The organism is Pseudarthrobacter sp. LT1 (assembly GCF_035621795.1).
Classification (GTDB): domain Bacteria; phylum Actinomycetota; class Actinomycetes; order Actinomycetales; family Micrococcaceae; genus Arthrobacter.
In genome coordinates, this window is the sequence record NZ_CP141830.1 from 326,057 (window position 1) to 338,374 (window position 12,318).

Genomic DNA, 12,318 nt, shown 5'->3' on the forward strand with positions numbered 1-12,318 from the left:
AGGTGTGCTTATGACGACGGCGGGCCGCAGGTGGGAGGATGGACGGCATGGAACTGCACATCACGGGGGACCCCGCCGCGGACAAGTTGTTGAATGAGGACGACTTCGCCCTCCTGACCGGCATGCTGCTGGACCAGCAGGTGACGATGGAATCCGCGTTCGCCGGACCGGAAAAGATCCGGACCCGGATCGGGTCGTTGAAGCCCGAGGCCATTGCGGCGCACGATCCTGCGGCGTTCGTGGAGATGTTCAAGGAACGGCCCGCCGTCCACCGTTTTCCGGGCTCCATGGCTGCGCGCGTGCAGGCGCTCGCCGAAGCGGTCCAGAACGAGTGGGACGGCGATGCCGCCGCCATCTGGACCAAGGGCTCGCCGGACGGTGCCGAGGTGCTGCGCCGGCTCAAGGCGCTGCCCGGTTTCGGGGAGCAAAAGGCGAAGATCTTCCTTGCCCTGCTGGGCAAGCAGCGGGGCCTCGAGGCTCCGGGCTGGCGCGAAGCGGCAGGCCACTACGGTGAGGATGGCACCTACCTGTCGGTGGCCGACATTGTGGACCCGGAATCCCTGGTCAAGGTGCGGGCCAGCAAACAGGCTGCCAAGGCGGCGGCAAAGGCAGGAAAAGAACCTTAATGGCAGTCACCATGAACGACGTTGCGAGGGCGGCAGGCGTCTCCCTCAAAACCGTTTCGAACGTCCTGAATGACTATGAATTCATCCGCCCCGCCACCAAGCAACGGGTGCAGGATGCCATCGCGGAGCTGGGTTACGAGGCCAACCTCACCGCCCGCAGCCTGCGGTCCGGCAAGACGTCCATGCTGGGCCTGGTCCTGTCCGACCTCTCCGCCCCCTACTATGCCGAGCTGGCGTCCAGGCTGATGAAGGCTGCCGCCCGGCACGGCTACCGGGTGATGGTGGAGCAGTCCGATGCCGAAGCCTCCGCTGAACTTGGCGCCCTCCGAGGGACCTTCCGGCAGCTCACCGACGGCCTCCTGTTCACGCCGCTGGTGGTGGACGCGGATGCCATTGCCGCGCGGGCGGGCAAGAAGCCGCTGGTGATGCTCGGCGAGCACATCGTGGATCCCCGTTTCGACCTGGTGACCATGAAGAATGAGGAAGCCGCGGCTGCGCTGACCAGGCACCTGCTGGCCGGCGGCCGCCGTCGTATCGCCGTGGTGGGAGCGAACACGGGGGAGTCCGCCGGGACTGCGGGCCTGCGCCTGAACGGGTACCGGAGTGCGCTGGCGGAAGCAGGCATCCCCTTCGACGCCGCGCTCGTGGCACCCGCTGAATGGCGGCGCGATACGGGTGCTGCCGCCGTCGCCGGCCTGCTGGATAAGGGCGTGGAGTTCGACGCCGTCTTCGGGCTGAATGACGTACTGGCGCTGGGTGCCATGCATGAGCTGCTGATCCGCGGCGTCAAGGTGCCGCAGGACGTGGCGGTGGCCGGTTTTGACGACATCGACGAGGCGCGGTTCGCATCCCCCTCCCTGACCACCGTCTCGCCGGGCATGGATGAGATCGCCGAGCGGTCCATCAGCCTGCTGCTGGAGCGGATCACCGGCCGCGAGCCCTCGGAACAGGGCGTGCACGTGGAAGCCGGGTTCGAACTGAAGGTCAGGGAATCCGCACCCTAGGGTTTCGCCGCGCTCCACGCGGGTAACTTTTCCTCACCACCCGCCGGCCCACCGGTTCAACGAGGAAAGGTGCCCACATGATTGCCCTCCTGGTCATCGACATGCAGAACGCATTCTTCGAAACGCCCGAACTGGCGGCCCAGCAGGACCGGGTGGTCAGTGAGTGCAACCGGCTGCTGGAAGGGTTCAAGGCTGCCGGACATGCGGCGCTCCTGATCGGCACCGAACATGAGCGGGACAAGTCCACGTGGACCCTCAGCATGCTGGACGACGACCAGGGCTTCATTTTCCGCGGGAGCGCGCAGGCCCAGTCGGTGCCCGGCCTCATCAAGGAGGACCTGCCCCAGTTGAACAAGACCCGGGACAGTGCTTTCGTGGGAACCAACCTGCTGGCCCGGCTGCGGAACTGGGATGCCGACGAGGTGGTGCTCGCCGGAGTCTCCACGCACAACTGCATCGCCCAGACCGCAGCCGACGCATTTGCGCACAACATCCGGGTCACCTACGCCAAGGACGCGATGGCCTCCGAAGCCGACCAGGACGCTGCCGACATGCTCCGCATCCTCTCTACCACCTACCGCCAGCCCATCCAGTCCAGTGGCGAGATCCTTGCCCGGCTCAGCGGGGCGGAGTAGCCTCCCACCGTTGGGGCACATCCCCAGCTTTCGTTGATACTCCTGAAACCTGGCGGAAACGTGACCCGCCTACGCTGGCAGCACGCCGCAGGCCGTCGAAGGGAAACCCATGCATCTCATGCCGCGTGAGCAGGAAAAACTCCTGATCGTGGTGGCCGCCGACCTGGCCCGCCGAAGGCAGTCCCGCGGCCTCAAGCTGAACTACCCCGAGGCCGTGGCCATCATCAGCTATGAACTGATCGAGGGCGCCCGCGACGGCAGGACCGTGGCCGACCTCATGAGCTACGGCACCACCCTGCTCACCCGGGCCGACGTGATGGAAGGCGTGCCGGAGATGATCCACGACGTCCAGATCGAGGCCACCTTCCCGGACGGCACCAAGCTGGTCACCGTCCACAACCCCATCCGCTAAGGAGCGCGGCAATGATTCCAGGCGAGTACGTCCTGCGGCCGGAGCCCGTGACCGCGAATGCGGGCCGGGAGGCCATCGAGGTGGCCGTGACCAACACCGGCGACCGGCCCGTCCAGGTGGGGTCGCATTTCCATTTTGCCGAGGCCAACGCGGCCCTGGCCTTCGACCGCGAAGCAGCTTACGGCCGGCGGCTGGACATTCCCGCGGGAACGGCGGCCAGGTTTGAGCCGGGGGATTCGCGGAGCGTGCGGCTTATTGAACTGGCCGGGACCCGGGAAGTGCACGGGCTCAGCAACGCGGTCAATGGAAGGCTCGACGGCGGCACCCGGCAAAGCGGGCCTGTTACGGAAGGGGACGGCGAGTGAGCTTCGACATTACGCGCCGGCAGTACGCGGACCTCTACGGCCCTACCACCGGGGACAGGATCCGCCTGGCGGACACCGAACTCTTCCTCGAAATCGAAAAGGACCTCACCGTGTACGGCGAGGAAGTGGTGTTCGGCGGCGGCAAGGTGATCCGCGACGGCATGGGGCAGAACGGCCAGGCAACCCGTGACGGGGACGGCCGGCATGAAGAGATCCCGGACACCGTCATCACCAACGCCGTTATCCTGGACCACACGGGGATCTACAAGGCAGACGTGGCGCTGAAGGACGGCCACATCTTCCGGATCGGCAAGGCCGGCAACCCGCAGATCACCGACGGCGTGGACATCGTGATCGGCTCAAGCACCGAAATCATCGCGGGCGAGCGGAAAATCCTCACGGCCGGCGGCATCGACACCCACATCCACTTCATCTCCCCGGACCAGATCCCCACCGCCCTGGCCAGCGGCGTGACCACGATGATCGGCGGCGGCACCGGGCCCGCCGAAGGCACCAAAGCCACCACCGTGACCCCCGGAAAGTGGCACATCCAGCGGATGCTGCAGGCCGCCGAGGCGTTCCCCATGAACATCGGCCTGTTCGGCAAGGGCCACGCGTCCGCCGTCGAACCGCTCGCCGAGCAGATCCGCGCCGGTGCCATCGGGCTCAAAGTCCATGAAGACTGGGGCGCCACCACCTCCTCCATCGACACATCGCTGAGGGTCGCTGACGAGTACGACATCCAGGTGGCCATACACACCGACACCCTGAACGAGTGCGGGTTCGTGGAAGACACCATCCGCGCCATCAACGGCCGGGTCATCCACACCTTCCACACCGAAGGCGCCGGCGGCGGCCATGCACCCGACATCATCAAGATCGCGGGCATGCCCAACGTCCTGCCCGCCTCCACCAACCCCACGCTCCCGTACACGCGCAACACCATCGAAGAGCACCTGGACATGCTGATGGTCTGCCACCACCTCAACCCGGACATCCCCGAGGACGTGGCCTTCGCCGATTCCCGCATCCGCGCCGAGACCATCGCCGCGGAGGACGTCCTGCAGGACCTGGGCATCTTCTCCATCACCTCCTCCGACTCCCAGGCCATGGGCCGGGTGGGCGAGGTGATCACCCGCACCTGGCAGGTGGCGGACAAGATGAAGAAGCAACGCGGGATGTTGGAAGATGCCGACGGCGGGGCGCACGGCAGTGCGGACAGCGACAACTTCCGGCTCAAGCGCTACGTGGCCAAGTACACCGTCAACCCCGCCATCGCACAGGGCATCGCTGATTCCGTAGGATCAGTGGAAGTGGGCAAGTTCGCGGACCTGGTGCTGTGGGACCCGGCATTCTTCGGCGTCAAACCGGAACTGGTGCTCAAGGGCGGGCAGATCGCCTACGCACTCATGGGCGACTCCAACGGGTCCATCCCCACCCCGCAGCCGCGCACCATGCGTCCCATGTTCGCCACCTTCGGCAAGGCCGTTCAGCAGTCCTCCATCACCTTCCTGTCCAAAGCAGCTATCGACGCCGGTGTGCCCCAGGAGCTGGGGCTGGAAAAGGTCATCCGGCCCGTCTCCGGAATCCGCAACCTCACCAAGGCCGACCTCAAGCACAACGACGCCACGCCCGACATCCAGGTGGACCCGGAAACCTACCAGGTGACGGTGGACGGCGAGGACGTCACCTGCGAACCGTCCGACGTGCTGCCCATGGCCCAGCGGTACTTCCTCTTCTAGAACCGCGAATTCCAGACCCCCGAAAGCAACCACATGATCATCGACAAAGTCTTGGGCAACCTGCACGACCTGCCGGACTCCGACCTCGCCGCCTACGCCGGCCTGCACCGCGAAAAAGTCGTCCTGCCCAGCGCCCAGCTGGTCAAACGCATCCAGCGCGCCACCACCGACCACGGCAAGGAAATCGGCATCCGCCTCCCCGCCGGGTCCGGAGACCTCCGCGACGGCGACATCCTCCACGTCGAAGAAGCCAACATGATCGTGGTGTCCGTCCTGCCCACCGACGTCCTGGTCATCGCGCCACGGACCATCCACGAAATGGGCGTCACCGCGCACTCCCTCGGCAACCGCCACCTCCAGGCACAATTCTTCGACGCGGACAGCGAATACGGGGCCTCCGTCATGGTGTGCGCCTACGACCACACCGTCGAGGACTACCTCCGCCACAACGCCGTGCCCTACACCCGCCAGGAACGCGTCATGCCTGTGCCCTTCCGCCATGCTGAACACTCGCACTGACTCTCACGCGCTGCGCGCTCTTACGGGTGCGTCCGCTTGGGACGCCGCGAGGGATATGGGGCCGTGCCCGCTTCGCGGTGCCCGCCACACCGCGGCCCCATATCCCTCGCGTCGCTTGGGTTTCGCGCCTTTGGGAGGCGCTTAGTGGGTGGGTATCAGCTTGCTCTTCAGCAGCTCACTGACTCTGCTTTGCCTACCGGGGCTTTTGCTCACTCCTTTGGGTTTGAGACGTACATCGATCGGGAGCTCGTTTTTGATGAAGGGTCTTTCGGGCTCTGGCTAGGTGCCTTCGTCGGCCAGCAGCTGACCTATTCCGATGGGTTGGCTGTCCGGCTTCTGTATGAGGGGGGTGAGCTTGGGGAGCTGGATTCGCTTTTGTCTGCCTCTCTTCTGCCGCGGCAGGTTCGGGAGGCCAGCGTGAAGATGGGCGGCCGCTTGCTCGAGATCGGGGCTGAGGTGTTTCCCTCGCCTGCGCTGGAACTGTACCGGGACCTGGTGGCCACGGGCCGGGCCGCCGGGCACCAGCCGCTGGCGTTCGCCGTCGTCGCCCGCTCCCTGGGTGTTCCGCTGCAGGAGGCGCTCGCCGCCTACCTCTTCGCAACCGTCACGTCCCTCACGCAAAACGCCGTCCGCGCCATCCCGCTCGGCCAGAACGCGGGGCAGCGGGTGCTGCGGAAAGCGCACGACGACGTCGCTGCCGCCATCGACGCGGTCGCGCGCCTCACGCCGGACGACCTCGGCGCCGTGAGCCCGGGACTGGAAATTTCGCAAATGCGGCACGAACGCCAGCGTGCCCGGATGTTCATGAGCTGACCGTGCTCGTGACCTAGGAGGAAACCATGACTGAACCCATCAAAATCGGTATCGGCGGGCCCGTCGGCGCCGGCAAAACCCAGCTCGTGGAGCGGCTCACCCGGCACATGAGCGGCGATATCTCCATGGCCGCCATCACCAACGACATCTACACTATCGAGGACGCCAAAATCCTCGCCGCCAACGGCATCCTGCCCGTGGACCGGATCATCGGCGTCGAAACCGGGGGCTGCCCGCACACCGCCATCCGCGAGGACACCTCCATGAACACTGCCGCCATCGAGGAACTCAAAGCCCGGCACCCCGATCTGCAGGTCATCTTCGTCGAATCCGGCGGCGACAACCTCTCCGCCACCTTCAGCCCCGAACTGGTCGACTTCTCCATCTACATCATCGACGTGGCCCAAGGCGAAAAGATCCCCCGCAAAGCCGGGCAGGGCATGATCAAATCCGACCTCTTCATCATCAACAAAACCGACCTCGCACCCCACGTCGGGGCAGACCTCGCCGTCATGGAACGGGACTCCAAGGAATTCCGTGGCAACAAGCCGTTCTGCTTCACCAACCTGAAGACAGACGAAGGACTCGACAAGGTCATCGACTGGATCCGGCACGACGTCCTGATGCTCGACCTGGCATGACGTCCAGCATTCCCCTTGTCAGGTCACCTTGGGCGGCGCCCGCGGATGAAGGGGGCCGTGCCCGCTCCGCGGTGCCCGCCACGCCGCGGCCCCCTTCATCCGCGACCGCTCATCGCCCAGTGCGAGGGCGATTGGAGCTGGGCATCAGCGTGCCCGGGCGACGGTCAGTAGCATCCCGACAGTTCCATGAGGGGGCACTTCGGGTGCTCCGGCCGCATTACCTCGATGACTCCGGGCAGGTTTGCTATGTCGTCGTGAATCCCGGCGGGGCTTATCTTGGGGCGGATCTTTTCCTGATTGATGTGGAGGTGGGGGACTCTGCTTCTCTGCTGCTGACTACCCAGTCCGCCACCAAGGTTTACCGGACTCCGGGGTCCTTTGCGGAGCAGCGGATGGCTCTGCGGCTGGGGGAGGGGGCGCGGCTGGAACTCATGCCGGACCAGCTCATCGCCTACCGGGAAGCCAGCTACCGGCAGCGGACGTCCGTGACCCTGCGGCCCTCGTCATCGCTGGTCATGGCCGAGGTTGTGACGCCCGGATGGTCGCCCGACGGCGCGGCCTTCCGCTATGAGGAAGTGCGCCTGAGGAACCACATCTGTGTGGAAACCGGGGTGGGCACCGAACTGCTGGCGCTGGACAACCTGTTGATCCGGCCGACGCTCCACGACGTTACCGGGCTCGGGTTCATGGAAGGCTACAGCCACCTCGGATCGCTGGTGGTGGTGGACCCCCAGGTGGACCAGGCGCTCGCCGACGAACTGCACCTGCTGACCGCTGACCACCAGGCTCTGACCGGCATCTCGCTGACCCGCACTGTTTCGGGGACCACCGGGCTGGTGCTGCGGAGCCTCTCCAACAGCACCGACGAACTGAACCGCCTGCTTCGATCCTGCACGGACCTGCTGCGCGGACGCTGGTACGGCCAAGAACCGCTGGACCTGAGGAAGCACTGATGGCCGGCATCGCTGCGCTCTACCGGGACCGGGACTCGTTGCCGCTCCGGACCCGGGCGCTCTTCACCTTTGGCGCCGTGGCCGCGCTGCACGCTGCCGCCGTCGTCCTTTTGCTTGCCGGAACCCGGACCGGGGGCGGCGGGGCGCTGTCCTGGGGACTTGTCCTCACCGCCTATTTGGCCGGAGTGAAGCACAGCTACGACTGGGACCACCTGGCCGCCATCGACAACTCCACCCGGAAGTTCGTGGCACAGCGGCAGCATCCGGTGAGTGTGGGCTTCGCGTTCAGCCTGGGCCACAGCTCGGTGGTGACCCTGGCCGGGGTGCTGGTGATCGCCGGTGCGTCCATGGTTGGCGGCCTGATGGAGGACGGTACGGCCGGCAATCTGGTGCTGGGGCTGATCGGCAGCGGTGTATCAGGGCTGTTCCTGCTGGCCATGGGGCTGTTCAACGGCTCGGCTTTCACCCGCTCGGCCGCTGCCTTCCGGCGCTCCCGGTCCGGAGCAGCCATCGATCCCCGCGACCTGGAACCGCCGGGACTGGTGGCACGGCTGCTGGTCAAACCCCTCGCCAGGGTGCGCCGGCCCCGGAACATCTACGTGATCGGCTTCCTCTTTGGGCTGGGTTTCGATACCGCCACCACCATCGGGCTGCTGATGATGACGACGGCGGCGTCCCTGGCCGGGGTGCCCCCGTTCGCCCTGCTCGCCCTCCCGCTCGCCTTCGCAGCCGCGATGACGCTGTGTGATTCGGTGAACGGCCTGGTGATGATGCGGATGTACCGCTCGGCACTGGCTGACCCGCGGCGGAAGCTTGGCTTCAATGCTGTGGTGACGGGCATCTCGGCGGTCTCGGCCCTGTTCATTGCCGTGATTACTTTGGCCGGCTTCATTCACGCCGCATTCGGCCTGCACGATCCGGTGACGGCTTGGCTTTCATCGATCGACCTGGGCGACGCCGGCGTGCTGCTGGTGGCGCTGCTGCTGGCCGTCTGGGGCGGCGCCGCGCTGGCGAGGAGGCAGGCCCGGAACGGATAGGGGCGCGGAGCCGGCATCCACTGCCGGCGCCGCGCCCCGTTGGGGTGGGCGGCTCCTAGCCGAAATCGGCCACGTAGCTGGGAACTCCGACGGCGTCCGTGGACACCGGCGCTCCGGTGTCATTGACCACGTGGTCCAGTGTCCCGGCGCCAAGATTCACGGTCAGCAGGCTGTGCAGCTTCACGCCGGGCGTCACCGGGACCTCGAAGCCGCGGGTGGCGTGGATGGTGGGGTCCACGTTGTTGTACACATAGCTGCCGCCGCCCCACAGTTCATGGGTTTTGACGGAGTCTGCCACCTTGTACCCGGCCCAGCCGAGGACCCCGTCATGCTGCCACGCTGCCTGGTTCGGGGCGTCGTAGGGCAGTTCGTTCTGGAAGAAGACGGTTTTGCCGTTTTCGCCGTTCCAGATGACGTTGTACTCCTGGTAGTGCTCCACGAACAGGCCGGTGGCAGTGACGTTGTTGCCGTTGACGATCACGCCGTTCCTGCCGGTGTTGGTGGTCCAACCGACACCGTTGCCGTGGTCGGCGCGCCAGGCCCAGATATGGTCCAGGAGGACGTTGTCGCTGTTGACTTCCAGGCTGACCGAGGCTTTGCCCACGTGGGGCCCACCGATGCGGAAGAACACATCGTGGAGCGTGGTGGGGTTGGCCGGATCACTGCGGACGGCGGAGTCTGCTGATCCGCCGCCTGCGCCCGGGATTGCCTTGCCGACTCGCATCAGGGCAGGGGAGTTGACCTCGCCCGCGTCCACGGTGACGGCGGCAATGTCCACGCCGGGGACATCCGCGACTGTAAGGGGCACTGATCCGTTGACGGCGGTAAGTGATGCCATGCCCAGACCGAGCACTACGGTTCCGGCCCTCTTGACCTCGATGCTGCGGTCAATGTCGTAGACCCCGGGGGTCAGGATGAGGTTCTTTCCGCGGGCCAGCTGGGAGTTGATGGCCTGCACTGAATCGCCGGGCTTGGCGATGTAGAACTCTGCCAGCGGGATGCTGCGGCCTTCCGTGGGACCGTTTTCCCACGTGGTCCCTGCTGCATCCTGGCGGACGGAAGGCACGAATACGCTGTACTGGCCGGCCGGATCCACCGTCAGGTACGGCTTCTCCCTGCTGACCGGAGTCTTGTCCAGCGTGGTGTACGGCGGGGTGGGGAAGGAGTCGGCGGGCGCGCCGTCCACGCCCGAGAAGACCTGGTTCCAGACTCCGTTGGACCACCTGCCGATGCTGCTGTCGCGCACCAGGTACTGCTGCTGGGAGCCATTGATGACGGCACCTGTCTTTGAGTCCGCGATGAACCCGCCGCTGGCGTACTGCGGGCCGGCGGTGCAGTAGTCCATCAGGGAGAGGGTGCCGCCGGTGATGTTGACCCTGCGCATCGGTGAGGCCTGGGATGCCGCCCAGAAGTTGGCGGAGCTGCGGCAGCCTTCGAGGCCCGTGACATTGATGGTGAGGTTGGACAGTGAGCGCCAAAAATTGTTCAACGCAATGCAGTTATCCGCGGTGAGGCACCGGTTGTAGACGTCCACGTGTCCGTTGATGGTGACATCGGTGGGTGCTGCGCCCAGGCCCGCCACCTCGGTGGAGTAGCCCACCTGGACGATCAGCGGCTCCTCGGGCGTGCCATAAGTTCCGGGCTTGAACAGCAGCGAGTAGCGCTTTGAGCCCATCTCGTCGTCCACCTGCTGGGCCGCAATGGCGTCCACGGTGGCTTGGATTTGGGCCACGGGCATTCCGGGATCGAAGACGTACGTGTTGGGCCCGAAAGGGTTTTGCGGGGTCTGTGCCGGCGGCGGTGGCGACGCCGGAGCCTGGACTGCGGGCTGCGCGGCTGACGGTGCGGCCTGTGCTGGAACGGTCGCGCCGGCGGTCGCAAGACCGATGAGGAGGGCGGTGCTTGCGGCAACGATGCCAGGGTGGGGCCGGCGCTGTGCCGGAAGGGGTCTGGGTACTTCAGGGCGTAAGGATAGCGGCATTGCTGGTCCTGTCAGTGGTGGGACTGGACGACCCGCGGCGGCTGCACTGCGCAGCTTGGGATCGGATGGTGGGAGCGCTCCCGTCGGGGAAGCGTAACATCGGCTCCCGGCGCCAGCAAGGGTTGGTGGGAGCGCTCCTAAAAGTTCTTGACAATCTCTTGTGAGGTGGGACACCATGTGTGAGAGCGCTCCCACCGCCGGCCGCCGTGCCGGTCAACCAGACCGCTCCACCCTCCATGCCTCCGACCGTGCACCCGGATCGATAGGGCATCCCTGACGAAGGAGTCTTCCCCCTGTGAAAAGCCCCAGCAAGTTCTCCGTGCTTTCGGCCGCCGCCGCGTGCCTTGCCCTGTCGCTCACGGCATGCGGTTCGTCATCGCCCGAGAAGTCCGGCGTGAACGGCGCCACCGGGTCCGAGGCAGTTACCCTCACGGTCGGCACCTTCAACGAGTTCGGCTACGAGAAACTCTTTGACGAATACGAAGCGCTGAACCCGAACGTGACCATCGAACACAAGAAGGCGGCAACCACCAACGAGGCACGGGACAACCTCACCACGCGCCTTGCTGCGGGCTCAGGGCTGTCCGACATCGAAGCCGTAGAGGTGGACTGGCTTCCGGAACTCCTCCAGTATCCGGACCGCTTCGCCGACCTGAAAGACCCTGCAGTGGAAGGGCGGTGGCTGGACTGGAAGGCCGAGGCCGCCACCACCCCTGACGGCAAGCTCCTTGGCTACGGGACCGACTCCGGCCCTGAAGCTGTTTGCTACAACGCCGAACTGCTCAAGAAGGCCGGCTTGCCCACGGAACGCGGGGAGGTGGCCAAGATGCTGGGCACCACCTGGGACAGCTATTTCCAAGCCGGCAAGGCATTCAAGGCTGCAAGCCCGGATTCTGCATGGTTCGATTCGGCAGGGGCAATTTACCAAGGCATGAGCAATCAGCTTGAAAAGGTCTACGAGGAGGAGGACGGCACCGTCATCGCCACGGAGAACCAGCAGGTCAAGGACACGTACAAGCAGGTTCTGAAAGCCTCGACCGAGGACGGGCTGTCCGCCCACCTCAAGCAGTGGAGCGACGATTGGGCTTCCGGTTTCCAAACCGGCGCCTTCGCCACAACACTCTGCCCGGGCTGGATGCTTGGTGTTATCGAGGGTAACGCGGCCGGTGTCACCGGCTGGGACGTGGCCAATGTCTTCCCCGGCGGCGGCGGAAACTGGGGCGGCTCCTACCTGACAGTTCCCACCCAGGGCGCACACCAGGCCGAGGCCAAGAAGCTGGCCGGATGGCTGACTGCGCCAGAGCAGCAGATCAAGGCATTCACCGCCAAGGGCACCTTCCCCAGCCAGAAGGAAGCCCTCGACAGCAGCGCACTGCTGGGCCAGACGAACGCGTTCTTCAACGGCGCCCCTACCGGCGAAATCTTTGCCGAACGGGCCAAGGCCGTTGACGTGACCCCCTTCAAGGGCACCAAATTCTTCGCCATCAATGACGCCATGCAGCAGGCCCTCACCCGCGTGGACGTCGACAAAACGGACGACGCCGCCTCCTCCTGGGAGAAGTTTGTCACCGCAGTGAAGTCCCTCTAAAC

At 65.7% G+C, this 12,318-nt stretch carries 13 protein-coding genes; 12 read left to right on the forward strand and 1 reads right to left on the reverse strand.

The genetic code is table 11. The features are described 5' to 3' along the window. The first annotated feature begins 38 nt into the window (after positions 1 to 38). From VIK36_RS01605 to VIK36_RS01655, 11 genes are all read left to right on the forward strand, one after another. Positions 39 to 626, forward strand: a complete 588-nt coding sequence (locus VIK36_RS01605; protein WP_324643837.1) for an HhH-GPD-type base excision DNA repair protein — start codon at positions 39 to 41, stop codon at positions 624 to 626. Further along, complete coding sequence (locus VIK36_RS01610; protein ID WP_255174096.1) at positions 626 to 1,630, forward strand: LacI family DNA-binding transcriptional regulator; 1,005 nt, start codon at positions 626 to 628, stop codon at positions 1,628 to 1,630. Before VIK36_RS01605 ends, VIK36_RS01610 begins: the two co-directional genes overlap by 1 nt. A 77-nt stretch (positions 1,631 to 1,707) precedes the next feature. Further along, positions 1,708 to 2,265, forward strand: coding sequence for a cysteine hydrolase family protein (locus VIK36_RS01615; protein ID WP_255174097.1), 558 nt, complete (start codon positions 1,708 to 1,710; stop codon positions 2,263 to 2,265). Positions 2,266 to 2,374: 109 nt separating this feature from the next. Next, on the forward strand, positions 2,375 to 2,677 hold the full coding sequence (locus VIK36_RS01620; RefSeq protein ID WP_324643838.1) for an urease subunit gamma: 303 nt from the start codon (positions 2,375 to 2,377) through the stop codon (positions 2,675 to 2,677). 11 nt (positions 2,678 to 2,688) lie between these two features. Further along, positions 2,689 to 3,042 carry an urease subunit beta gene (locus VIK36_RS01625; protein ID WP_324643839.1) on the forward strand — a complete coding sequence of 118 codons (354 nt, stop codon included), beginning with the start codon at positions 2,689 to 2,691 and terminating at the stop codon, positions 3,040 to 3,042. Then, positions 3,039 to 4,784 carry an urease subunit alpha gene (gene ureC / locus VIK36_RS01630; protein ID WP_324643840.1) on the forward strand — a complete coding sequence of 582 codons (1,746 nt, stop codon included), beginning with the start codon at positions 3,039 to 3,041 and terminating at the stop codon, positions 4,782 to 4,784. The genes VIK36_RS01625 and ureC overlap by 4 nt, the downstream gene beginning before the upstream one ends. A 33-nt stretch (positions 4,785 to 4,817) precedes the next feature. Next, the gene (gene ureE / locus VIK36_RS01635; RefSeq protein ID WP_324643841.1) at positions 4,818 to 5,303 is read left to right on the forward strand and encodes an urease accessory protein UreE; all 486 of its coding nucleotides are present in this window, start codon (positions 4,818 to 4,820) and stop codon (positions 5,301 to 5,303) included. 144 nt (positions 5,304 to 5,447) lie between these two features. Continuing rightward, the gene (locus VIK36_RS01640) at positions 5,448 to 6,116 is read left to right on the forward strand and encodes an urease accessory protein UreF (protein WP_324643842.1); all 669 of its coding nucleotides are present in this window, start codon (positions 5,448 to 5,450) and stop codon (positions 6,114 to 6,116) included. Between the two features lie 26 nt (positions 6,117 to 6,142). After that, positions 6,143 to 6,757: an urease accessory protein UreG gene (gene ureG / locus VIK36_RS01645; RefSeq protein WP_110542400.1), complete on the forward strand. Its 615-nt coding sequence runs from the start codon at positions 6,143 to 6,145 to the stop codon at positions 6,755 to 6,757. After that, entirely contained in the window at positions 6,754 to 7,710 is a 957-nt protein-coding gene (locus VIK36_RS01650) for an urease accessory protein UreD (RefSeq protein ID WP_324643843.1), read from the forward strand. The genes ureG and VIK36_RS01650 overlap by 4 nt, the downstream gene beginning before the upstream one ends. Beyond that, on the forward strand, positions 7,710 to 8,747 hold the full coding sequence (locus VIK36_RS01655; RefSeq protein WP_324643844.1) for a nickel transporter: 1,038 nt from the start codon (positions 7,710 to 7,712) through the stop codon (positions 8,745 to 8,747). The genes VIK36_RS01650 and VIK36_RS01655 overlap by 1 nt, the downstream gene beginning before the upstream one ends. Positions 8,748 to 8,802: 55 nt before the next feature. On the opposite strand, the gene VIK36_RS01660 is transcribed toward VIK36_RS01655, so the two are convergent. After that, the gene (locus VIK36_RS01660) at positions 8,803 to 10,728 is read right to left on the reverse strand and encodes an adenylyl cyclase (protein ID WP_420716241.1); all 1,926 of its coding nucleotides are present in this window, start codon (positions 10,726 to 10,728) and stop codon (positions 8,803 to 8,805) included. Between the two features lie 295 nt (positions 10,729 to 11,023). Here VIK36_RS01660 and VIK36_RS01665 point away from each other — a divergent pair, with 295 nt between their 5' ends. Beyond that, the gene (locus VIK36_RS01665; RefSeq protein ID WP_324643845.1) at positions 11,024 to 12,316 is read left to right on the forward strand and encodes an ABC transporter substrate-binding protein; all 1,293 of its coding nucleotides are present in this window, start codon (positions 11,024 to 11,026) and stop codon (positions 12,314 to 12,316) included. The last annotated feature ends 2 nt before the right edge of the window (positions 12,317 to 12,318 follow it).